The sequence below is a fragment of the Micromonospora sp. NBC_00858 genome, assembly GCF_045207365.1.
Classification (GTDB): Bacteria; Actinomycetota; Actinomycetes; order Mycobacteriales; family Micromonosporaceae; genus Micromonospora.
On sequence record NZ_CP108828.1, the window covers coordinates 5,503,012 to 5,525,179 of the forward strand.

The 22,168-nt window shown below is 72.0% G+C and carries 20 protein-coding genes; 5 read left to right on the top strand and 15 right to left on the bottom strand.

The annotated features are described in order from the left end of the window. Nucleotides 1-56: 56 nt before the first annotated feature. Genes OG990_RS25545 through OG990_RS25555 form a run of 3 tightly spaced genes read right to left on the bottom strand, consistent with a single transcriptional unit; the run spans nucleotide 57 to nucleotide 1,671 of the window. Complete coding sequence (locus OG990_RS25545; RefSeq protein WP_328423397.1) at nucleotides 57-470, bottom strand: PPOX class F420-dependent oxidoreductase; 414 nt, start codon at nucleotides 468-470, stop codon at nucleotides 57-59. Further along, nucleotides 467-1,036: an NADPH-dependent FMN reductase gene (locus tag OG990_RS25550; protein WP_406077416.1), complete on the bottom strand. Its 570-nt coding sequence runs from the start codon at nucleotides 1,034-1,036 to the stop codon at nucleotides 467-469. The genes OG990_RS25545 and OG990_RS25550 overlap by 4 nt, the downstream gene beginning before the upstream one ends. Beyond that, the gene (locus tag OG990_RS25555; protein WP_386986653.1) at nucleotides 1,024-1,671 is read right to left on the bottom strand and encodes a YitT family protein; all 648 of its coding nucleotides are present in this window, start codon (nucleotides 1,669-1,671) and stop codon (nucleotides 1,024-1,026) included. Before OG990_RS25555 ends, OG990_RS25550 begins: the two co-directional genes overlap by 13 nt. A gap of 41 nt (nucleotides 1,672-1,712) precedes the next feature. Between OG990_RS25555 and OG990_RS25560 the strand changes: the two genes are divergently transcribed. From OG990_RS25560 to OG990_RS25580, 5 genes are all read left to right on the top strand, one after another. After that, nucleotides 1,713-2,186 (top strand): MarR family winged helix-turn-helix transcriptional regulator, encoded by a 474-nt coding sequence (locus tag OG990_RS25560; protein ID WP_386985228.1) that lies wholly within the window; start codon nucleotides 1,713-1,715, stop codon nucleotides 2,184-2,186. A gap of 114 nt (nucleotides 2,187-2,300) precedes the next feature. Then, on the top strand, nucleotides 2,301-4,478 hold the full coding sequence (locus OG990_RS25565; protein ID WP_406077417.1) for an MMPL family transporter: 2,178 nt from the start codon (nucleotides 2,301-2,303) through the stop codon (nucleotides 4,476-4,478). Continuing rightward, complete coding sequence (locus tag OG990_RS25570) at nucleotides 4,475-5,692, top strand: sensor domain-containing protein (RefSeq protein WP_328423389.1); 1,218 nt, start codon at nucleotides 4,475-4,477, stop codon at nucleotides 5,690-5,692. Before OG990_RS25565 ends, OG990_RS25570 begins: the two co-directional genes overlap by 4 nt. Next, entirely contained in the window at nucleotides 5,680-6,324 is a 645-nt protein-coding gene (locus tag OG990_RS25575; protein ID WP_328423387.1) for a response regulator transcription factor, read from the top strand. Before OG990_RS25570 ends, OG990_RS25575 begins: the two co-directional genes overlap by 13 nt. A gap of 1 nt (nucleotide 6,325) precedes the next feature. Beyond that, nucleotides 6,326-7,234, top strand: a complete 909-nt coding sequence (locus OG990_RS25580) for a putative RNA methyltransferase (protein WP_406077418.1) — start codon at nucleotides 6,326-6,328, stop codon at nucleotides 7,232-7,234. A gap of 39 nt (nucleotides 7,235-7,273) precedes the next feature. Here the strand turns inward: OG990_RS25580 and OG990_RS25585 are convergent, their stop codons facing one another. From OG990_RS25585 to OG990_RS25640, 12 genes are all read right to left on the bottom strand, one after another. Beyond that, a complete protein-coding gene (locus tag OG990_RS25585; RefSeq protein WP_406077419.1) occupies nucleotides 7,274-7,954 on the bottom strand; it encodes a DUF4272 domain-containing protein in 681 nt (226 codons plus the stop codon). 112 nt (nucleotides 7,955-8,066) lie between these two features. Next, nucleotides 8,067-9,350 carry a thymidine phosphorylase gene (locus OG990_RS25590; RefSeq protein ID WP_406077420.1) on the bottom strand — a complete coding sequence of 428 codons (1,284 nt, stop codon included), beginning with the start codon at nucleotides 9,348-9,350 and terminating at the stop codon, nucleotides 8,067-8,069. 98 nt (nucleotides 9,351-9,448) lie between these two features. Continuing rightward, nucleotides 9,449-10,177 carry a cytidine deaminase gene (locus tag OG990_RS25595; RefSeq protein WP_386986656.1) on the bottom strand — a complete coding sequence of 243 codons (729 nt, stop codon included), beginning with the start codon at nucleotides 10,175-10,177 and terminating at the stop codon, nucleotides 9,449-9,451. 50 nt (nucleotides 10,178-10,227) lie between these two features. After that, nucleotides 10,228-11,508: an ABC transporter permease gene (locus OG990_RS25600; protein WP_328423380.1), complete on the bottom strand. Its 1,281-nt coding sequence runs from the start codon at nucleotides 11,506-11,508 to the stop codon at nucleotides 10,228-10,230. A 3-nt stretch (nucleotides 11,509-11,511) separates the two neighbouring features. Continuing rightward, nucleotides 11,512-12,867, bottom strand: a complete 1,356-nt coding sequence (locus tag OG990_RS25605; RefSeq protein WP_406077421.1) for an ABC transporter permease — start codon at nucleotides 12,865-12,867, stop codon at nucleotides 11,512-11,514. Continuing rightward, nucleotides 12,864-14,516: an ABC transporter ATP-binding protein gene (locus tag OG990_RS25610; RefSeq protein ID WP_406081879.1), complete on the bottom strand. Its 1,653-nt coding sequence runs from the start codon at nucleotides 14,514-14,516 to the stop codon at nucleotides 12,864-12,866. Before OG990_RS25610 ends, OG990_RS25605 begins: the two co-directional genes overlap by 4 nt. A 195-nt stretch (nucleotides 14,517-14,711) precedes the next feature. After that, nucleotides 14,712-15,779 carry a BMP family ABC transporter substrate-binding protein gene (locus OG990_RS25615; protein WP_328426289.1) on the bottom strand — a complete coding sequence of 356 codons (1,068 nt, stop codon included), beginning with the start codon at nucleotides 15,777-15,779 and terminating at the stop codon, nucleotides 14,712-14,714. 277 nt (nucleotides 15,780-16,056) lie between these two features. Next, on the bottom strand, nucleotides 16,057-16,398 hold the full coding sequence (locus tag OG990_RS25620) for a hypothetical protein (RefSeq protein ID WP_328423376.1): 342 nt from the start codon (nucleotides 16,396-16,398) through the stop codon (nucleotides 16,057-16,059). Between the two features lie 81 nt (nucleotides 16,399-16,479). Then, nucleotides 16,480-18,285: a glycoside hydrolase family 13 protein gene (locus OG990_RS25625; RefSeq protein ID WP_406077422.1), complete on the bottom strand. Its 1,806-nt coding sequence runs from the start codon at nucleotides 18,283-18,285 to the stop codon at nucleotides 16,480-16,482. 54 nt (nucleotides 18,286-18,339) lie between these two features. After that, entirely contained in the window at nucleotides 18,340-19,155 is an 816-nt protein-coding gene (locus tag OG990_RS25630; protein WP_328426286.1) for a sugar ABC transporter permease, read from the bottom strand. Between the two features lie 116 nt (nucleotides 19,156-19,271). Beyond that, nucleotides 19,272-20,909 (bottom strand): ABC transporter permease subunit, encoded by a 1,638-nt coding sequence (locus OG990_RS25635; RefSeq protein WP_406077423.1) that lies wholly within the window; start codon nucleotides 20,907-20,909, stop codon nucleotides 19,272-19,274. Next, complete coding sequence (locus OG990_RS25640; protein WP_328423370.1) at nucleotides 20,909-22,156, bottom strand: maltose ABC transporter substrate-binding protein; 1,248 nt, start codon at nucleotides 22,154-22,156, stop codon at nucleotides 20,909-20,911. The genes OG990_RS25635 and OG990_RS25640 overlap by 1 nt, the downstream gene beginning before the upstream one ends. Nucleotides 22,157-22,168: the final 12 nt, after the last annotated feature.

The window sequence follows — 22,168 nt, forward strand, 5'->3', positions numbered from 1 at the left end:
GCCGGACGCCCCGCGTCGCCCGGCCGCAACGGCCGGCATGGCCTGACCGGCGCCGGTCAGGGACGCCAGCCGTACACCCGCTCGACGGCGAGCCGGAGCACCAGCCGGCCGTCAGCGACCATCGCCGCCCGGTACTCGGCCCAGTCGGGGTGCTCGCCGCGGATCCGCCGGTAGACCTCGACCAGTTCCTCGACGCCTGCGTCGTCGAGCGCCGCCGCCGGCGGGGTGAATGTGACCACGCCCTCCGCGACCGCATACGCCCCGCCGTCGGCGGTGGTGACGTGCAGGCTGGCCCGGGGATCGCGGCGCAGGTTGCGCACCTTGGCCCGGTCGCCGGTGGTGGAGCAGCGGATCAGGCCGGGTTCGGCGAGGTAGTCGAGGTTGGACAGCTGGGGCCGCCCGTCGCGGCGCAGGGTGACCAGCACGCCCCGGCCCCGCTCCCCGAACAGCTCCCACAGCCGTGCGTTCACGCCGGCACCCGCAGCGGGGCGAGGGCGGCGGCGAGCCGGTCCAGCTCGCCGAGCATCGTCTCGGCGGCGGCGTCACGCGCCGGGTTCGGCACCAGCTCGCCGGCATCGTCGAGGGCCTCCCGCAGGAACACGGTCACCGCCTCGTTGGCCGGCATCATCTTGAGGGTGGTCACCACCTGCTTGATCATCTGGACCGCGCGCAGGCCGCCCGAGGTCATGCCGTAGCTGACGAAGCCGACCGGCTTGTACTGCCACTCGGTGTAGAGGTAGTCGATCGCGTTCTTCAGCGGCGCGCTGAAGCCGTAGTTGTATTCCGGCATGACGAAGACGAAGGCGTCCCCGGCGTCGACGGTGGCGCTCCACTCCCGGGTGTGCCGGTGCAGGTAGTGACCCTCGGAGGGGTGGTGCGGCTCGTCGTGGAAGGGCAGGCCCACCTCGGCTAGGTCGACGAGGCGTACGTCGTCGAAGGCGTCGTGTGCGGTGGCGATGGCGGTGAACCAGTCGCCGATCCGGCGGCCCACCCGGCCGGGCCGGGTGCTGGCGACGATGACGGTCAGGCAGGGCATGGCGGTGTCGCTCCTGTGGTGGCGGGCCGGCGCGGGGCCGGCACGGTGAACGTGGGGATGAGGCGCTGCGCCAGCGGTCCGATGCTGACGGCGAAGAGGAGGGTGCCGGGGCCGACGGTGCCGCCGAGCGCCCAGCCCAGCGCGAGCACGCCGAGCTCGATGGCCGTGCGTACCCGCCCGATCGGCAGGCCGCGGGCGGCCAGCCCGGTCATCAGGCCGTCGCGTGGCCCGGGCCCGAGGCGTGCCCCGAGGTAGAGGGCCGTGGCGAACCCGTTGAGCAGGATGCCGGCGACCAGCAGGCCGATCTGGCCCGCGACCGGGGTCACCGGCGGCAGGACGGCGAGCGCGGCGTCGGCGGTGAACCCGACCACCACCGCGTTCGCGAGGGTGCCGACCCCGGGGCGCTGCCGCAGCGGGATCCAGAGCAGCAGCACGACCACGGCGACCAGGTTCACCACCTGGCCGAGGGGCAGCCCGGTCCGCTCGGCCAGCCCTTGATGCAGCACGTCCCAGGACGCGAGGCCCAGGTCGGCGCGGACCATCAGGGCCACGCTGACGCCGAACAGCACGAGGCCGGTCAGCAGGCGGACCAGCCGGCCCGGCAATCTGGTTGACATGTCACCAACCTTAGGCAGTGGATTGATGACATGTCAACCAGATGGCTAGGATGGTCGGCATGGACGAACCACGCTGGCTCGACGAGCAGGAGCAGAGCGCCTGGCGGGGCTACCGGCAGATGCGCCGCCTGCTCGACCTGGAACTGGCCCGCGAGCTGATGCGGGACGCGGGGCTCTCCGAGCCCGACTACGACGTCCTCTCCGACCTGTCGGAGACTCCCGACCAGCGGCTGCGACTCAGCGAACTGGCCGACCGGATGCTCTGGTCACGCAGCCGGCTCTCCCATCACCTGACCCGCATGCAGCAGCGCGGCCTGGTCACCCGCGAGGAGTGCGCGACGGATGGGCGGGGTGCCGTCGTCGCGCTCACCGCCGAGGGTCGACGCGCCATCGAGGCGGCGGCCCCCGGCCACGTGGCGGCGGTCCGCCGGCACTTCATCGACCTGCTCACCCCCGACGAGATCGTCGCGCTGGACGCGCTGGCCCACCGCGTGGTCGACCACCTGACCGGCCCGGACGACGCGCGGCGGTGACCGATGGTGGTGCAGGCACCACCATCGGACCGGCGTACGCGCACCATCGAAGTGACCCGTCCGGCTGCCTAGCGTCAACGGCATCACCAGAAGCCGACGCGGGGAGAGTTGCACGTGTTCACCACATTGGCCACAGCGGTGGTCCGCCGTCCGGGTCGGGTGATCGCCGGCTGGCTGCTCGCCATCGCCGCGCTCACCGCCGCCACCTTCGCCGTCTACGGGCCGACCGGACCGCGCCCCGCCGACAGCCAGGCCGACTTCCTGCCGGCCCGGTACGAGTCCGCGCAGGCCGCCGGCATCGCGGCGCGGATCTTCCCCGCGCAGCCCGGCAGCAGCGCGGTGCTGGTCGTCCGCCGGGCCGACGGGACCCCGCTGACCGCCGACGACAGCGCCCGCATCGACCGGCTGCCGCAGGAGCTACGGGTCGCCGGCGTCACCGAGGTGACCCCCGGCGCGGTCGCCCCGGACGGGCGGCTGCGGCTGGCCGAGGCCCGCCTGTCCGGGGACGCGTACGAGGAGACCACCATCGCGGCCGTCGGGCGGCTTCGGGACGCCACCGACGACGCTCTGGCCGGCAGCGGACTGGTCGCCGGCTGGACCGGGGAGGCGGCCGGCGCCGCCGACAGCTTCCTGCTCGACATGATCGTCAACGGCGCCATGATGCTGGTGATCCTGCTCCTGCTGCTCGTCGTCTTCCGCAGCCCCACGATCGCGCTGGTCAACCTGTTCCTGGTGCTGCTGGTCGCGCAGGCCGCCACCGGCCTGCTCGCGCTGGGCGGAAAGGTCTTCGGGTACGCCCTGGACGCCTCCACCACGGGCCTGCTCCCGGTCGTGCTGCTCGGCATCGGCACCGACTACGCGGTCTTCCTGCTCTTCCGCTACCGGGAACGGCTGCGGGCCGGCGAGGACCGGCGCGCCGCCATGGTCCACGCGGTCGGCCGCATCGGCGGCCCGGTCACCGTGTCCGCGCTGGTCGTGGCGGTGGCGTTCGGCGCGCTGGTGCTCTCCCAACTGGCCTCCTTCCGGGTGCTCGGGCCTGCCCTGGCCGTCGCCGTCCTGCTCATGGTGGCGGCCGCGCTGACGCTGTTCCCCGCGGTCTACTCGCTGCTCGGCCGCCGGGCGTACTGGCCGGCGAAGCTGGTCGCGTCGGGTGACGGCGGGACGTCGGGTGACGGTGCCGCCGCGCCGACCGGTCTGGCGGCCCGCGCCGGCCGGCTGGTCGCCCGCCGGCCCGCCCGGGTCGTGCTGGCCACGGTCGCCGCGCTCGGACTGCTCGGCCTCGGCGCGCTGCACCACCGGCCGAGCTACGAGCTCGACGCGCTGCCACCCGGCTCCGAGTCGGCCCGGGCCCTGGACTGGCTCCGCTCCGGGCTGCCGGCCGGGACCCTCTCCCCGACCGTCGTCTACCTCACCGGGCCCGGGGTGGACGGGATCACCGCCGAACGGTTCGCCGCACGGCTCGCCGAGGTGCCCATCGTGGCGGCGCCGGGCGGGGTCGAGGTCAAGGGGGACGTGGCCCAGGTTCAGGTGCTGCTCGCCGAGCCGCCGTACTCGCAGCGGGCCATGGACGCGGTGGAGCACCAACTGCGGCCGGCCGCGCACGCCGCGGCGCCGCCCGGCACGCAGGTGTACGTCGGCGGGGAGACCGCCACCTTCGCCGACATCCGGACCGTGCTCGACGAGGACCTCCGGCTGGTCTTCCCGGTGGCCGCCGGGCTGATCGGGCTGCTCCTGCTGCTGATGCTGCGCGGCCTGCTCGCCTCGCTGGGACTGCTCGCCGCCGTCGCGCTCGGCTTCGCCGCCACCCTCGGCACCAGTGTGCTGGTGTTCCAGGTCCTCGGCGGGCAGTCCGGGCTCAACTTCCAGCTGCCGCTGGTCGTGTTCCTCTTCGTCACCGCGATCGGAACCGACTACAACATCCTGATGGTCGCCCGGCTCCGGGAGGAGCTGCGCGCGGGACGCTCGCCCCGCCAGGCCGCCGAGGAGGCGGTACGCCGGGCCGGGCCCGCCGTCGCCGCGGCCGGGGTGATCCTGGCCGGCAGCTTCGGGGTGCTCGTGGCGTCGCCGATGATGGCCCAGATCGGGCTCGCCGTCGCCGTCGGCGTACTGATCGCCACGTTCGGGCTCTCCTGGTTGCTGGTGCCGGCGTCGACCGCGCTCACCGGCCGAGTGGCCTTCTGGCCGGCCCGTACCCGTCCCGAGCCCGGTGCGGCCACCCTGCCGGCGAGCGACACGGCCTCGGCCCCCGCGCTGGCGGCGGACGCCGTGACGGCTGGGACAATGGCCCGATGAGCGGGGTGCGGCGGGCCTGGGGCGAGCTGAACCAGTTGGCCGTCACGGCGGGGCTGGCCTGCGCGGGCATCGGCTTCGCGCTGGCCACACTCCTGACCGCCGGGCTCAGCCTGCTCGGCGTCGGCCTGCCTCTGCTCGACCGCACCCTCACCGGCACCCGGGCGCTGCTGGAGCGGCAGCGTCACCGGGTGCCCGACCCGCCGATCCGGTCGGCGTACCGGCCGGTGTCGGGCGGGCTGACGGCCCGGCTGCGGACGATGGCCGGCGACCCGGCCACCTACCGGGACCTCGCGTTCCTGTTCGCCCACTTCGCCTACGCCCCGGTCGCCGTGGTGCTCGCCGTGGGTATCTGGCTCGGCGCCGCGCAGGGCCTCGCCATGCCGGCGATCCACACCGTGGCGCCCGGCGCCGTCGACAACTACCTGGGCCTGCCGATCGACTCACTGGGCAACGCGGGGCTGGCCGTGGTGCTCGGGCTGCTGGTGGGGGTCGGGGCGTACTGGCTGCCCCGAGGGCTGGTCCACCTGGACGAGGCGCTGACCCGTGCGCTGCTCGCGCCGACCGCCCGGGCTGCCCTCGCCGAGCGGGTGGTGGAACTGGCCGACACCCGCGCCCAGAGCGTCGACGCGCAGGCGGCCGAGCTGCGCCGCATCGAGCGGGACCTGCACGACGGCGCGCAGGCGCGGCTGGTCGCGATGGCGATGAACCTCGGCCTCGCCGAGGAGCTGCTGGCCCGCGACCCGGAGGCGGCCCGCGGGCTGGTCACCGAGGCCCGTACGAGCGCCGGCACCGCCCTGTCCGAGCTGCGCGACGTGGTACGCGGCATCCACCCGCCGGTGCTGGCCGACCGAGGGCTCGCCGGCGGCCTCGCCGCCCTCGCCCTCGGCGCGGCCCTGCCGGTCGACCTGGACGTCGACCTGCCCGATCGGCTGGCACCCCCGCTGGAGTCGGCGCTCTACTTCACCGCCGCCGAGCTGCTCACCAACGCGGCCCGACACAGCGGGGCGGAGCGGGTGGCGATGCGGCTGCGCCGGGTCGGCACCACGGTCCGGCTGACCGTCTCCGACGACGGCCGGGGCGGCGCCGACCCGGAGCGGGGCACCGGGCTGGCCGGCATCCGGCAGCGGCTCGCCGTCTTCGACGGCCGCGTCCGGATCAGCTCGCCGGCCGGTGGGCCTACCGTGGTCGACGTGGAGCTGCCGTGCGAGTCGTGATCGCCGAGGACCTGGCACTGCTGCGCGACGGGCTGATCCGCCTCCTCACCGCGTACGGCGACGAGGTGGTGGCCGCCGTGGAGACCGGCGACGAACTGCTCGCCGCCCTGCTGGAGCACCGTCCCGACGTGGCGGTGGTGGACGTCCGCCTCCCGCCGACCCACACCGACGAGGGGCTGCGCGCCGCGCTGACCGCCCGGGAACGGCTTCCCGGCCTGCCGGTGCTGGTCCTCTCCCAGTACGTCGAGCAGCTCTACGCCCGGGAGCTGCTCTCCGACGGCGCCGGGGCGGTGGGCTACCTGCTCAAGGACCGGGTGGCCGATGTGACGCAGTTCGTCGCCGCGGTGCACCGGGTCGCCGACGGCGGGATGGCGATGGACCCCGAGGTGATCTCGCAGTTGCTGGCCCGGCCCGCCCGGGCCGCACCGCTGCGCCGGCTCACCCCGCGCGAGCACGAGGTGCTGGCGCTGATGGCCGAGGGACGCTCCAACGGCGCGATCGCCCAGCGCATGGTGGTCACCGAGAAGGCGGTCAGCAAGCACATCAACTCGATCTTCGCGAAGCTCGACCTGCGCGACTGCGACGACGACCACCGCAGGGTCCGCGCGGTGCTGACCTACCTGGACGCCTGACGTGGACCCCCGCATCGTCGACCGGCTCCGCTGCCCGGTCTGCGCCGAGCCGCTGGCCGAGGTCGCCGCCGGCGGTGCCAGCGCGCTGCGCTGCCCGCGCCGGCACAGCTTCGACGTGGCCCGCCAGGGCTACGTGAACCTGCTCGCCGGCCGCGCCCCGCACGTCGGGGACACCGCCGAGATGGTGGCCGCCCGCGCCGACTTCCTCTCCGCCGGCCACTACGACCTGATCTCGACCGCCCTCGCCGCCGCCGCGACACAGGCCGTTGAGCACCTGGCCGGGGAGCACTTGGCCGAGGAGTGCGAAGCCGGGGAGCGCGCCGTCGGGTCGTACCCCCTGGTGGTGGATGCCGGGGCGGGGACGGGCCGGCACCTCGCGGCGGTGCTGGCGGCGCTGCCGGACGCCGCGGGTCTCGCCCTGGACGTGTCGAAGCCGGCGCTGCGCCGGGCCGCGCGGGCGCACCCGCGCGCGGCGGCGGCGCTCGCCGACACCTGGCAGCGGCTGCCCCTGGCCGACGCCGGCACGGCCGTGCTGCTGAACGTCTTCGCCCCGCGCAACGGGGCGGAGTTCCACCGGGTGCTCGACCCGGCCGGGTCTCTGCTCGTGGTGACGCCGGCCGAGGACCACCTCACCGAACTGGTCGGCGCCCTCGGCCTGCTGCGGGTGGACCCGGCCAAGGCCGACCGGGTCGCCGAGAGCCTCGGGGGGCATTTCACCCCGGCGACGTCGAACGTGCACCGGCGGGAGCTGGCACTGACCGGCCCGGAGGTCGCGACGCTGGTCGGGATGGGCCCCAGCGCCTGGCACACCGACCCGGCCGGGCTCGCCGCCCGGGTGACGGCCCTCGCCGAGCCGGTACGGGTGACCGTCGCGGTGCGGCTGACCGTCTGGCGCCCGATGCCCCGCTGACCGCCCGCCGCTTCCCGTGCCGGCACCCGACCGGGCCGGTCAGGTGGAGAGGTCGACCTCTTCCCAGCCGGGGGGCTCGTCGTGGTACGGCCCGCGCAGGATCACCGCCCACTCCAGCGCCCAACGCCGCTGCCCGATCGCGTTCGCGTCGACCAGCCCGGGCACCGGCCGGCCGCTCCGCTCGGTCTCCAGGTACGCCCAGTCCAGGCAGTAGTGCAGGTCGAGCAGGGCGGCCACATCGGCGGGGTGCTGCGGCGCGGTGAGGATCCGGGATCGCCAGTGCGGGAACATCTCCCCCGCGGCGATGTGCGGCAACCGCTCCATCAGCTGCTCGTCCACGGCGAGGGTCGGGTCGAGCTGCTTGGTCAGCCCGAGCACCCAGGCGAGCGCGAAGAGCGCGTCGTGGTGCAGCACGAACGAGCGGTGGTCGCCCTTGCCGCCCATCACGAACTGCCATTCCGGCGGGGTGACCATCTCGACCAGGTGCGAGCCGAGCAGCCAGCTCATCGCCGCCTGCGGGGGCATCCCGAAGCAGCGGGCCAGGATCAGGTGCAGCACGGCGATCCGCGCCTCGATCTCCGCCGTGGGACGCAGCTCGATCTTGTCACCCGGCTCCCAGACGAGCGGGAACTGGGCCGGCGGCAACGGCAGGCCGAGCCGGGACAGCTCGTCCAGGCTCGCCTCGCGCACCTCACGGGGGTTGGGGGCACGTACGGTCACGGCGGAGTCTTCCTGTCTGCTCGCGACGGCTCAAGGCCGGCTATCCCCCCTTGGCCTGCGAGAATAGCGCCCCCTGGTGACGGGCACCATGCCACCCCGACTCCGCGCTTGGTCAGCCGATCCGCTCGATGACCAACGGCCTTGCCGCTGGTGCGGTCGGCGCGATCCGCACGGCACGGGCAGCCTCTGCCAGCGCCGCCGGGATCCGCGCCGGGTCCTCGGCGCGGAGCTCGTAGAGGGGGTCGCCGGCCCGTACCGGGTCGCCCGGCCGCTTGTGCAGCACCACCCCGGCCGGCACGCTCACCGGGTCCTCCTTGCGAGCCCGGCCCGCGCCGAGCCGCCAGGCCGCCACCCCCATGGCGTACGCGTCGACGGCCGCGACGTGCCCGTCCTGCTCGGCGCGGACCACCTCGACCTCCGGGGCGACCGGCATCGGCGCGTCCGGGTCGCCGCCCTGCGCCCGGACCATCGCCCGCCAGGAATCCATCGCCCGGCCGTCCCGCAACGCCGCCGCCGGATCGGCGTCCGGCAGGCCGGCCGCGTCGAGCATCTCCCGGGCCAGGGCCAGCGTCAGCTCCACCACGTCGGCCGGCCCGCCACCGGCCAGCACCTCGACCGACTCGGTCACCTCGACCGCGTTGCCGATCGCCAGGCCGAGCGGCGTGGACATGTCGGTGAGCAGGGCGACCGTCCGGACACCGTGCGCGCCACCCAGCTCGACCATGGTGCGGGCCAGCTCGCGGGCCTGGTCGACGGACTTCATGAAGGCGCCGGAGCCGACCTTGACATCGAGGACCAACGCCCCGGTGCCCTCGGCGATCTTCTTGCTCATGATCGAGCTGGCGATCAGCGGGATCGCCTCCACCGTGCCGGTCACGTCGCGCAGCGCGTACAGCTTGCGGTCGGCGGGGGCGAGCCCAGCGCCGGCCGCGCAGATCACCGCGCCGACGTCGCCGAGCTGCGTGATGAACTCGTCGTTGCTCAGCGCGGCCCGCCAGCCCGGGATGGACTCCAACTTGTCCAGCGTGCCGCCGGTGTGGCCGAGGCCGCGCCCGCTCAGCTGCGGCACGGCCGCGCCGCACGCCGCCACCAGCGGGGTGAGCGGCAGGGTGATCTTGTCGCCGACGCCGCCGGTGGAGTGCTTGTCGACGGTCGGGCGACGCACCGCCGAGAGGTCGAGCCGCTCACCGCTGGCGATCATCGCGGCGGTCCACCGCGCGATCTCCGGCCCGGTCATGCCGTTGAGCAGGATCGCCATGGCCAGCGCCGACATCTGCTCGTCGGCGACCACCCCCCGGGTGTACGCGTCCACGACCCAGTCGATCTGCGCGTCCGACAGCACACCCCCGTCCCGCTTCACCCGAATGACATCAACAGCAGCAAAACCACTACTCATCAGAAGATCTCTCTAGTCGTATCGAGATACCGGCCCGCAACCGTGACCGACGTACGGCCGTGCCCACGACGGGGCCGGGGCGCAACCAGCAACAAAGATCAAGACCAGCGAACCGGGATCTCCATCGGCGGCTCACCCTCACCGGCCCAGAAGATGGTCCCGGTCGCGTCGACCACCACCACCCGGGGCGTCCGGGCCATTCCCCAGGTGATCGCCTCTGCGGGGTCGTCCCAGCTCGGGGCCTCCTCCAGCACACCGGTCTCGGCGCCCGCGTCGTCCCCGGCCGACCGCTCCCAGTACGCCGTCCAGACCTGCTGCCCGGCGGACATGTCCGGGTGCACGAAGACGGTGCCGCGTCCACGCCAGGCTGCCAGGCGCTCCGGAACCACCGGCACCGGCGTCTCGCCGGTCACCGCCTCCAGGTCCTCCACGCCGAAGGCGTGTGGCAGCAGCTCGGCCATCCGCAGCGGGCGGTCCCTGGTCTCGATCAGGCACTCCGGCCCACCGTGCTCCCAGAGCAGCTGCCGGCACCGGCCGCACGGCATCAGCGGCTCACCCGTGGCGTCGACGCAGGAGAGCGCGACGAGCCGACCGCCGCCGGTGGCGTGCAGGCTGGAGACCACCCCGCACTCGGCGCAGAGGGTCACCCCGTACGCGGCGTTCTCCACGTTGCAGCCAACCACCACCCGGCCGTCGTCGACCAGAGCGGCCGCACCGACCGGGAACGTCGAGTACGGCGCGTACGCATGCCGCATCGCATCCGTGGCGGCGGCGCGCAGGCGCGCCCAGTCGATCTCGGTCATCCCATCATTCTGCCGCACCGCCATCGTGGCCTGCGGCGGGACCACCTCGGCCCCGCCGCGTCGGCCACCGGGCGTCAGCCCTTGATGTACGGCTTGCCGTCGGCGGCCGGTGCCCGGACCCGGCCGACCAGCCCGGCCACCGCCAGGATCGTCGCCAGGTAGGGCAGCATGGCCAGGAACTGGCTGGGGATCGCGCTGTTGATCGCACCGAGATAGGTGGCGAGCTGGTCGGCGAAGCCGAAGAAGAGCGCGGCGAGCAGCGCCCCGGTCGGGTTCCACCGGCCGAAGATCAGCGCGGCCAGCGCGATGAAGCCCTTGCCGCCGATCATGTTCTTGGTGAACGAGTAGAGCGCCAGCGTGTAGGAGGCACCGCCGATGCCGGCGACCACACCGGCCAGCAGCACGTTGCGGTACCGCACCCGCAGCACCTTGACGCCGAGCGTGTCGGCGGCGGTCGGGTGCTCACCGACCGAGCGGGTACGCAGCCCCCACCGGGTGCGGAACAGCGCGATGTGGATCACCAGCACCAGGAGCAGGCCGAGGTAGAGGAAGATGTTGCCGCGGAACAGCGCCGGGCCGAGCACCGGGATGTCCTTGAGCAGCGGGATCTCCCAGTTGCTGAACCGGGGAGCGCTGTTGTACCGCTCGATGTTGGTCTGCATCAGCCGCTCGTAGAGGAAGCCGGTGACGCCGACCGCGAGCAGGTTCAGCACGATGCCGATGACCACCTGGTCGACCAGGTAGCGGATGGCGAAGATGGCCAGCAGCAGCGAGATGAACGCGCCGCCGAGGGCGGCGGCCACCAGGCCCACCCAGACGTTGCCGGAGATGCTGCCGAAGAGCGCGCCGCTGAACGCGCCCATCAGCAACTGCCCCTCGATGGCCACGTTGACCACACCGGAACGCTCACAGAGCACGCCGGCCAGCGCACCGAAGATCAGCGGCAGAGCCAGGATGAAGGTGCCCCGGATGATGTTGACCAGCGGCATGAAGTTCTGCCCGGTCGGCGCGGCGGAGACCTGCCAGCAGAGGAACGACAGGACGAAGCCGATCAGCCCGACCCCGAGCACGGTGGTGAACCAGCGCTTGGGCACCCCGGCGAGCAGGGCCGCGCCGGCGGCGATCGCGATGATCCCGAACAGGATCGCGCCGATCGTGCCGTTGATCTCCAGCGCGGCGCCGCCCGCGTCATCGCTGAGCGTGAACCGGGCCTGCTGGTCGGTGGCGAGCGCGCCGAAGAGCACCGCCGAGAGCAGGCCGAGCGCGAGCAGCACGAGGCCGACCTTGCGGTTCCGGGTCCAGAAGCCCTCGTCGACCGCGGCGACCGCCACGTCGGGGACAGCCATGGTGGACATGAGTTACCAGCCCTTCGCCAGGCTCGTCTGCAACCGGGCTGCTCGTGCGGCCCGGAGCTGGAAGATCGCCTTCACCAGGGCGGGCGCGGCGATGAAGATGACGATCAGGGCCTGGAGCACCGTGACCAGCTCCAGTGAGATCCCCGAGTACGACTGCATCCGGTTGCCGCCGGCCTGTAGCGCCCCGAACAGCAGCGCCGCCAGCAACACCCCCCAGGGCTTCACCCGCCCGAGGAGCGCCACCAGGATGCCGTCGAAGCCGATCTGCGCGACCACCAGCGGGGTCAACGCGCTGGCGGTGGAGCCGAGCACCATGTTCGAGCCGCCGAGACCGGCCAGGATCCCGGCGAAGACCATGATCAGGATGTACGTCCGGGTGACGCTGATGCCGGCGGTGCGGGCGGCGTCCGGGTTGGCACCGACCGCGCGCAGCTCGAAGCCGAGCGTGGAGCGGTTGAGCAGCCAGGCGACCGCCCAGGTGGCCAGCACAGCGAGCAGGATGCCGGCGTGCACCCGCAGGTTGTCACCGAGCAGCCGGGGCAGCTGCGCGGAGCTGTCCACCGCCTTGCTGATCGCGTCGGTGCGGGTCGGATCCTGCACGCCGTTCTGCACGATGAGCCAGGTCAGGAAGTACGTGGCGACGTAGTTGAGCATGATCGTGTTGATCACCTCGTGCGCACCGGCACGGGCCTTGAGGATGCCGGGGATGAAGCCCCAGATCGCCCCGCCCAGAGCGCCGGCCAGCACCGCCACCAGCAGGTGCAGGCCGGGCGGCAGCGGCAGCAGGAAGCCGGCCAGCGCGGCGAAGATCACGCCGATGGTGGCCTGGCCCTGGGCGCCGATGTTGAACAGGCCGCCACGGAAGGCCAGCGCCACCGACAGGCCGGTGAAGACCAGCGGCGCGCTGTAGGTGAGCGTCTCGGAGATCGGCGCGAGCACGGCCTCCCAGCCGCTCGTGCCGTTCAGCCAGCCGGAGAACGCCTCCGGGTCGAAGATCGAGCCCTTGAACAGGTTCGCGTACGCCTCGCTGACCAGCGTCCAGCTCGAATTGAGCGCGTCGGACGGGCGGGAGGTGATGTACGAGTAGGTGGCGAGCACGTCCGGATCAGAAATGATCATCAAGACCGCGCCGACCACGATCGCCAGCACCAGCGACAGCAGGGTCACCGTGAAGGTGTTGGCCGCCCAGAGGTTGTCCAGGAACAGCCGGCCCAGGGCGGGCTTCGGCTCCGGCGCCGGCCGGCCGGGCGCGGTCGCCGACTCGGCCTGTTCGGTGTTACCCAGAGCGGTCTGCGCGGCCTGCGCCTCGCTCGCCGGTTCCTTGTCCGGCGAGCCGGACTGCGGGTTGGGGTGGCTCATTCCTCGTCCTCGCTCGCGGGGCGTGCGGCGCTCGCCGGGCCCCCGTCGGTCACCGGGCCGTCGGTCGGCGCACCGCCGGTGGCCGTGCCGTCCGTGGCCGTCCCGTCGGTCGGCGCGGCGTCCGCACCGCGCTCGGGAAGCGCGTCGGGGCTGATGCCGGCCATCAGCAGGCCGATCTCCTCGCGCGGGGTGTCCGGGCCGACGATGCCGATGATGCGGCCCCGGTACATCACCGCGATCCGGTCGGCCAGCCCGATCACCTCGTCGAGTTCGCTGGAGACCACCATGACGGCGGTGCCGATGTCCCGCTCGCGGATGATCCGGCTGTGGATGAACTCGATCGACCCGACGTCGACGCCGCGGGTCGGCTGGGCGGCGATGAAGAGCTTCAGCGGCCGGGACATCTCCCGGGCCACGATCACCTTCTGCTGGTTGCCGCCGGAGAGGGTGCCCACCGGCGCGTCGGCCGATGAGGTGCGCACGTCGAACTGCTCGATCCGCTCCTTCGCCGACGTCGCGATCGCGTCCGGCTTGAGCGCGAGCCCGGCGCCGAACGGCGGCCGGTCGTAGATGTCCAGCACGAGGTTCTCCGCGACGCTGAACTCCTTGACCAAGCCGTCCACGCTGCGGTCCTCGGGCACGTAGCCGACGCCGGCGCGGAGCACCTTCTTGGTCTTCCAGCCGTCGATCCGGTCGCCGGCCAGGCTGACCGTGCCGGCGAGCAACGGGCGCAGGCCCATGATCGCCTCGATCAGCTCGGTCTGGCCGTTGCCCTGCACGCCCGCCACGCCGAGCACCTCGCCCGCGCGCACGGTCAGGTCCACGCCGTCGACCGCCCGGATCTGCCGGTCGTCGTCGACGACCAGCCCGGCCACCTCCAGCACCGGCTCGCCCGGCGTGGCCGGGGACTTCTCCACGGTGAGCCGGACGTTGCGCCCGACCATCAGGGCGGCCAACTCGTCGCGACTGGCCTCCGGCAGGGCGGTGCCGACGGTCTTGCCGCGCCGGATCACGGTGATCCGGTCGGCGATCGCCTTGACCTCGCCGAGCTTGTGGGTGATGAAGACGATCGACTTGCCGGCGGCCTTGAGCGACCGCATGACCGTCAGCAACTCCTCGGTCTCCTGCGGGGTGAGCACCGCCGTCGGCTCGTCCAGGATGAGCAGGTCGACATTGCGGGTGAGCGCCTTGACGATCTCGACGCGCTGCTGGATGCCGACCGGCAGGTCCTCGATCACCGCGTCCGGGTCGACCCGCAGGTTATAGCGCTCGGACACCTCGGCGACCTCGCGCCGGGCCCGCCGCCGGTCCAGGAAGCCGGCGATGCCGCCCCGGACCTGCTCGGCGCCGAGCATGATGTTCTCCGCCACGGTGAAGACCGGCACCAGCATGAAGTGCTGGTGCACCATGCCGATCCCGGCGGCGATCGCGTCGGACGGGCCCTTCAGCTTCAGCGGCTTGCCGTCGACCAGGATCTCGCCCTCGTCGGGCTGGTAGAGCCCGTAGAGGACGTTCATCAGGGTCGACTTGCCCGCGCCGTTCTCGCCGAGCAGGGCGTGAATCTCTCCAGGCTCGACCGTCAGATCGATGTGGTCGTTGGCGACCAGATCACCGAACCTCTTGGTGATGCCGCGCAGTTCGAGTCTCAGCGCAACCTCCTGGAGTGCGAGCGATGGTGCAGCGTAGCTGCCGTTGACCGAGCCGGACTGGCCCGGTCACCGTGGCGCGCGATCGGCCGCTCCGGCCCCACGGGTGGTTAACCCGCGGGGCCGGAGCGGCCGGATCGGTCGTACCTGTCCCCCGCCGACCCTCCCGATGATCTCATCGGAGGGACCGGCCGGTCGTCACTTGGTCGGCTGGGCCTTCGAGGTGACGGTGATGGTGCCAGCGGCGATGTCCGCCTTGATCTTGTCGACCTCGGCCTTCAGCTCGGCCGGAACCTTGCTGTCGAAGTCGTGGTACGGGGCGATCGAGACACCGGTGTTGGCCAGGGTGCCCACGAAGCCCGGCTTGGCCTGCAGCTTCTCGCCACCGGCAGCCTTGAGCACGGCCTCCTTGACGGCCTCCGGGATGTTCTTGACGACCGTGGTGATGATCGCGGAGCAGTCCGGCGTGCTCTCGCAGCCGTCGACGTCCACCCAGATGGTGTTGTACTTGCCGCCCGAGGCCTTGGCCGCGGAGGTGGTGCCGAGGCCGGCGCCGCCGGCGACCGGCATGATGATGTCCGCGCCCTGGGCGACCAGCGCGTCGGAGACCTTCTTGCCCTCGTCCTGCTTGGCGAAGTCGTTGGTGAAGGAACCCTTCTGGGTCTCCTTGTTCCAACCCAGCGCCTGGACGTTCTTGCCCTTGGTCTGGTTGTAGTACGCCACGCCGTCGACGAAGCCATCCATGAAGATGGTCACCGGCGGGATCGGCAGACCGCCGTAGGTGCCCACCTTGCCGGACTTGCTCATCCCAGCGGCCAGGTAGCCGGCCTGGAACGCGGCCTGCGCGGTGTCGAACTGCATCGGGTAGACGTTGGCGTCACCCGGGTTGGCGTCGACGATGCCGAACGTCTGGTTCGGGTTGGCCTTGGCGATCTTCGAGGTGGCGTTGGCCATCAGGCCACCGACCGCCAGGATGAAGTCGCACTTCTGGTTGACGTACTGCGTCAGGTTCGGCTCGTAGTCGGCCTCGGCCTTCGACGCCACGAACTTGGTCTCGATGTTGCTGTTGGCGGCCTTGGCCTCCTCGAGACCCTTCCAGGCCGAGGTGTTGAACGACTTGTCGTCGATGCCGCCGACGTCGGTCACCATGCAGGCGCTGAACTTCTTGGCGCCACTGCCGGCGTTGTTGTCATCATCGGGGGCCTCGCCACACGCGGCGGCGCTGAGCACGAGCCCACCCACCGCGAAGATCGAGGCGATCCGCATCCCACGCACCGAGCGCAAGACGTCTCCTTCCCATTGCACACCGCGCCTAGTGCGGTGGCAGCCCATCAGCCGACCTGCGGTGTGCCGCCGGCTGTCCCACGTTACGGACGGGAGCGTACGCCCGCGCCCACCCACCGGCCGACAATCGTGCACGACTGTTGAGCGCCTGTTACCCGCGTGTAACCCTTGCGTGGGGCAAGTCACTCATCGTGCTGGTAGGCGAGCAGCCGAGGCGCCCTCAAAGTCCCGTTTTCGAGGGGTGGCCCCCCGTCGGACGTTACCGCCAAAAGACCGCGACCGCCGCGTTGACCAGGGTCAGACCGGCAATCGCGAGGAAGTGGCCGCGGTTGACCGCGTCCCGCTTCCGGGAGAAGAAGACCATGACGAAGATCAGCAGCGCGAGCACCAGCTTCGTCACAATCTTCGCCGGGGCCGGCTCGTCACCGTCCCGCAGCGGGGCGGAGAGCCCGATCCCGGTCAGCAGACCGATCACGGACCCCCACAGCATGGCCGGGTTGATCCGTAGCCGGCCGCTGACGTACTGGGCGATCGTGCCGCCGAGCAACAGGGCGAACCCGATGAGATGGACATAGAGGAGAGTCAGTCTCAGTGCTTCCACGCCGCCCATCTTCCCCTATCAACGACAGTTTGTAGTAGCCCGGTCGTGGCGTTCGGCGCGTCCGAGCCACCGCGGCGGCGTTCAGCACAGCCGCCAGACCTGGAAGGTGGGGCCGTCCGCGGGCAGGGTCAGCGCACCGTCCGGGCCGGGCCGCAGCGCCGGCGCGCCGCCGTACACGTTCTCCGCCGCCGGCAGCCCGGCCAGCCGCACCGGCGCCCCGGCCGCCCGCCGAGCCAGCACCAGCACCGCCCCGGTCGGTGCCTCGCGCAGGAAGACGATCGTGTCGGGGTCGTGGTGCAGCCGGCGTAGGCCGCCGTGGCGCAGCGCCGGCTCGCCGCGGCGCAGCGCGATCAGCGCCTGGTACGCGGCGAGCGTGCCGGCGTCCCAGCTCTGCGGGCGGTGCCACGGCATCGGGGTACGCGAGGACTCGCCGTTCGTGCCGACCAGACCGAGCTCGTCCCCCGCGAAGATCATCGGGATACCGGGCATGGTGGCGAGCAGACCGGCGGCCACCTCCTGCCGGGCGGCGTCGCCGACCACCGTCCGGATCCGGGCCGAGTCGTGCGAGCCGAGCAGTTGCCAGGAGTGCGTGTACGAGCGCCAGGAGATCAGCGACCGGTAGGCGTCCATGGTGCCGAGCACCGCGTCCGCGTCCCGCCGTGGCACCCCGCCCGGGGTGCCGAGGAAGTTCGGCACCGGCTGGTCACCGTGCCGCAGCCAGGACCAGACCGGGTCGGTGAAGCCGACGTAGTTCATGGTGCCGTGCCAGCCGTCGCGGTCCAGGTCGCCGGTGTGGTCGTGGCCGTGCTCTGCCATCAACAGGCCGTCCGGCCGATCCCGGGCCAGCACCGAGCGGAGCAGCGCCGCCACCTCGTGGGTGTACGCGTCGGCGCCCCGTCGGCCGGTCATGTTCGCCACGTCCACCCGCCACCCGTCCAGCCCGTACGGCGGGCGGAGCCAGCGGCGCAGCGCCGCGTCGTCGGCGGTGGCGAAGCGGCGGCGCAGCTCGGCGCTGCCCCAGTTCAGCTTCGGCAGCGACTTGATCCCGTTCCAGGACTCGTAGTCCCCGGTGATCTCGTCGAAGTAGTACAGCTCCCGCTCCGGGGCACGCACGTCGGAGGAGGCGGCGGTGAACCAGTCGTGCGCGTCGCCGGTGTGGTTGCTGGTGATGTCGCCGAGCAGCCGCCAGCCCCGGGCCCGTACCGCGTCCGCGAGCCGGGCCAGCGCGGCGTCCCCGCCGAGCAGCGGGTCGACCCGGTCGAAGCTGGCCGCGTCGTAGCGGTGGTTGGAGCGGGCCGGGAAGATCGGGGTCAGGTAGACCGTGTTCACCCCGAGCCGATCCAGGTGGTCCAACCGCTCGGCGATCCCGTCCAGATCGCCACCGTAGAGCTGGTGCGACGTTTCCGGGCCACGGCCGACCACGGGAGTGTCCCAGTGGCACGGGATCGCCCAGTCCGGCAGCGGCCGGGCGTCGGCCGCGGCGGACCGGGCGAACCGGTCCGGGAAGATCTGGTAGATCACCGCGTCCCGCGCCCAAGCCGGTGGCGGGGCGTGGGTGACCAGCTTGAAGTCGCCGTGGTCGGGCACGTCGTGGTCGACCAGCCCCGCCGCGGTCAGCCACCGGGGACCGCGCCGCCCCGAGAGCAGGAAGCGGTAGTTGCTCACCGGGTTGCGGGCCGGCACCTCGGCCCGCCACCAGACGTCTCCGCCGTCGGTGCGATCCACCACCGCCTCGGTGAACCTCGGCTCACCGTCACCGGTGGTGCGTACGTGTACCTGGCGGACGTCGGCGCCGGCCGGCGCCCGGACGAAGACGTCGACGACCTCCCCCAGCGTGGGCTCCTGCTGCGGGACGTAGCAGGCGGATCCGTCATGGTGCGGCTGCACGGCTGGCTCTCCTCTCGGGTGCACTCGGGGGTACTCGCAGACGGGCGCCGACGGCTACCCCTTCACGGCGCCGGCGGTCAGCCCGGAGACGATGTAGCGCTGGAGGAGCTGGAAGACCAGCACGGTGGGGATCGCGGTGAGCAGGGTCCCGGCGGCGAAGATCCCGAAATTGTTGTTGCGCTCGTTGCCCTGCAACATGCCGTACATGCCGACCGCGAGCGTCTTCGAGTCGCTGCTGGTGAGGAACACGTTGGCCATCAGGAACTCGTTGATGGTGCCGATGAACGCCAGTAGCCCGGTCACCGCCAGGATCGGCGCCACCAGCGGCAGCATGATCCGGAAGAAGACCTGGGCGTGCGAGGCCCCGTCCATGGTGGCCGACTCGTCCAGCTCCCGGGGCAGGGTGTCGAAGAAGCCCTTCATCAGCCAGGTGTTCACCCCGAGCGCGCCACCCATGTAGAGCAGCAGCAGCCCCCACGGGGTGTTGAAGCCGATCGACGGCCACAGGTCGGTGATCGTGCCGAAGATCAGGTAGATCGCCACGATCGCCAGGAACTGCGGGAACATCTGGATCAACAGCAGCGAGAGCAGCCCCACCCGCCGGCCGCGGAACCGCATCCGGGAGAAGGCGTACGCGGCCAGCGCGGAGAGGAACACCGACGCGAACGAGGCCACTCCGGCGATCAGCAGCGAGTTGACGAACCACCGCTCGAAGGCGGTCCGTTCGAACAACTCGCCGAAGTTGCCGAGCGACACCCCGCCGGTGGGCACCAGCTCGGTGGTGGAGAGCGTGCCGAGCGGGTTGAGCGCGGCGGAGAGCACGAACACGATCGGGAAGAGGCTGAACAGCACGCCGAGCACGGCGACCAGGTGCCGCCAGCCGACCTGGGCGAACCAGCGGTTGCGGCGCCGGCCTGTGGCGTTGCGGTTGGCCGCGGGCGGCCGGCCCGCCGTGTCGCCGGTACGCGCGGCCCCGGTGAGTGTGGTCACGAGTACACCTCCTCCTGCTTGCGGGTCCGCCGGAAGCTGACGGTCGAGACCACCGCGACGATGGCGAAGATGAACAGCGAGATCGCGGCCGCGAAGCCGAACTCCGCGCCCTGCCCGCCGAAGGCGAGCCGATAGGTGTACGTGATCAGCAGATCGGTGGCGCCGTTGGTCGGGTTGTCGGCCGGGAAGGGCGCGCCCTCTGTGGTCAGGTAGATCGCGTTGAAGTTGTTGAAGTTGTACGCGAACGACGAGATCAGCAGCGGGGAGAGTGCGATCAGCAGCAGCGGCAGGGTGACCGCGCGGAAGGACTGCCAGGGCGAGGCCCCGTCGACCGAGGTCGCCTCGGTCAGCTCCCGCGGGATGGCCTGCAACGCGCCGGTGGCCACCAGGAACATGTACGGGTAGCCGAGCCAGAGCTGCACCAGGATGACCGCGAGGCGCGCCGTCCACGGCTGGCCGAACCAGTCCACGTCCAGTCCGAACAGGTTGTTGATCAGCCCGAAGTCGGCGTTGAACATGTCCCGCCAGGCCAGCAGCATCGCGAACGACGGCATGGCGTACGGCAGGACCAGCAGCACCCGGTAGAGGTTGCTGCCGCGCATCCGGGGCGAGTGCAGCACGAGCGCGATCATCATGCCGAGCAGGAACGTCCCGCCGGTGGACGCGATGGCGAAGGCGAAGTTCCAGATCAGGGTGCTGAGGAAGGGGCCGGAGATGTTCTCGTCGGTGAGCACCCGGGTGAAGTTGCTCAGCCCGACGTTGACCTTCCAGCCCTGGGCCAGCCGCTCGCCGTCGGCGGCGACGAAGGCGCCCACCTCCTCGTCGGCGGTCCAGGTCTGCCCGGTCCCGGTGTCCCGGACGCAGTCGCAGCCGGCCTCGTACGCCCGCACCGCCTTGCCCTCGTAGGCGCGGGACAGGCCGCTGGAGCGCAGCGCGCCGCCGGCGGTGGGCACCACCAGGTCGGTGATCTCCTTGCTGCGGGCGCTGGCCTGGCCGAAGTTCAGCACGGTGTAGCCCTCGGCGGCGGTGACCTTGCCGCCCGCGGCGACCGTGACGTCGGCGGCGTCGAGCTGGCGTAGCCCACCGGTGTCACCGGCGGAGACCGTGCCGGTGGTGGGGTCGGTGACCAGGAAGACCAGCGGGGCGGAGGCCGGGTCGCCCTTCGTGGCGATCGACAGGGCGTACTCGGCGGAGCCGGGCACCTGGGTGACCGAGGAGGTCTGGATCGCGACGATCGCGTCGTCCTTGCTGCCCCGGTGCCCGTCACCGAAATTGGTGAAGGCGGTGCTGGCGGTGTACAGCACCGGGAAGACCTGGAAGGCGATCAGGAACAGGGTGCCCGGGACCAGGTACTTGGCCGGGATGTGCCGGCGGGTGAGGTACAGGTAGAACAGTCCGGCGGTGGTCGCCGCCAGCAGGGCCAGGCCGGCCCACTTTCCGCCGTCGATGAGCGGGAAGGCCGCCCAGACCGCGATACCGGCGGTCAGGCCGAGCAGGAGCACCTTGCCGGCGAGGCCGGTCAGGGTGATCGGCGCGTGGTCACGCGCGGCACGGGAGCGCGGGGGCCGGGAGCCGACCGGCCCCCGGCCCGGGGTCCGCGTGGCGGACCCCGGGCCGGACTGCGGCGTGCTCATTACTTGATCTGGCCCGAGATGGTCTTGCCGGCCGCGGTGATGGTGCTGGTCGGGTCGGCCCCACCGATGACGGCGGCCTGGGCCTTGCCGAACGGGTCCCAGATCGCGGCCATCGCCGGGATGGCCGGGAGCACCTGACCGTTCTTGCCGGCCTCCTGGAACTTGGCCAGGTCCGGGTCACTGCCCTTGACCTGGTCGAGGGCGGCGGTCAGCGCCGGCGGCCGGGGCTCGGCGTTGTACAGCGCGACGGCCAGCTCGGGCGTCGTGGTGTAGTTGGCCACGAACTCCTGGGCCAGCGCCTTGTTCTTGCCCTTGGCGGCGACGTAGAACGCCTGCACGCCCACGAACGGCTGGGCCTCCTTGCCGCCGGCGAAGCCGGGGATGGCGGAGATGTCGTACTTGATGTTGGCCTTCTTGACGTCGGCCACCGCCCACGGGCCGGAGACCAGGTAGGCGCACTTCTTACCGGTGAAGGTGGCGATCGAGTTGGTGTCCGAGATGGAGCGCTTGAGCACGCCCTCGCCCTTCTCGCCCAGCGCGCCGATCTTCTTGAACGCCTCGATCGACGCGGGCTTGCCCACGCCCAGGTCCTTCGGGTCGTAGTCGCCGTTGGCGCCGGCACCGAAGAGGTAGCCGCCGGCCGAGGTGTACAGCGGGTAGATGTGGTACGCGTCGCCGTTCTGGCCGACCTGGAGGCAGAGCGTCTCGGTGGCCTTCTTCGCCGCCTTGAGCTGCTTGCCCTGGGCGACCAGGTCCTCGATGGTCTTCGGCGCCTCGGGGGCCAGCTCGGTGTTGCGGATCAGCGCCAGGTTCTCCTGGGCGTACGGCACGCCGTAGAGCTGACCGTTGAAGGTGACCGCCTTGACGGCGGTCTGGTTGAACCCGCTCTTCTGCTCGGCGGAGAGCTGCACCGGGTCGATGGCGCCGTTCTGCACCAGGTTGCCGATCCAGTCGTGCGCGCCGACCACCACGTCGGGGCCGCTGCCCTGCTGCGAGGCGGTGACGAAGTTGGTCTGCAGGTCCTTGCTGACGGCCTGGACCTCGACGGTGACGCCGTTCTCCTGGCCGAACTTCTCGGCGAACGGCTTGAGAGCGGCGGTCCGCTTGTCGTCTGCCCAGATCACCAGTTTGCCGCCGGCCGCCTTGGGGGACTGGTTCGCGGCCGGCTCGTCGCTGTCGCCACCACAGCCCGAGGCGGCGAGCGCCAGGGCGAAGAGGGCGACCACACCCGCGGTACGGATGCGCATCGGTACTCCTGT

Excerpts from the sequence above, each read along its gene's own strand:
- OG990_RS25640 (WP_328423370.1), bottom strand. The coding sequence starts at position 22,156 with ATGCGCATCCGTACCGCGGGTGTGGTCGCCCTCTTCGCCCTGGCGCTC.
- OG990_RS25600 (WP_328423380.1), bottom strand. The coding sequence starts at position 11,508 with ATGTCCACCATGGCTGTCCCCGACGTGGCGGTCGCCGCGGTCGACGAG.
- OG990_RS25635 (WP_406077423.1), bottom strand. The coding sequence starts at position 20,909 with ATGAGCACGCCGCAGTCCGGCCCGGGGTCCGCCACGCGGACCCCGGGC.
- OG990_RS25560 (WP_386985228.1), top strand. The coding sequence starts at position 1,713 with ATGGACGAACCACGCTGGCTCGACGAGCAGGAGCAGAGCGCCTGGCGG.
- OG990_RS25595 (WP_386986656.1), bottom strand. The coding sequence starts at position 10,177 with ATGGCGGTGCGGCAGAATGATGGGATGACCGAGATCGACTGGGCGCGC.
- OG990_RS25605 (WP_406077421.1), bottom strand. The coding sequence starts at position 12,867 with ATGAGCCACCCCAACCCGCAGTCCGGCTCGCCGGACAAGGAACCGGCG.
- OG990_RS25570 (WP_328423389.1), top strand. The coding sequence starts at position 4,475 with ATGAGCGGGGTGCGGCGGGCCTGGGGCGAGCTGAACCAGTTGGCCGTC.
- OG990_RS25550 (WP_406077416.1), bottom strand. The coding sequence starts at position 1,036 with ATGCCCTGCCTGACCGTCATCGTCGCCAGCACCCGGCCCGGCCGGGTG.
- OG990_RS25590 (WP_406077420.1), bottom strand. The coding sequence starts at position 9,350 with ATGAGTAGTGGTTTTGCTGCTGTTGATGTCATTCGGGTGAAGCGGGAC.
- OG990_RS25615 (WP_328426289.1), bottom strand. The coding sequence starts at position 15,779 with ATGCGGATCGCCTCGATCTTCGCGGTGGGTGGGCTCGTGCTCAGCGCC.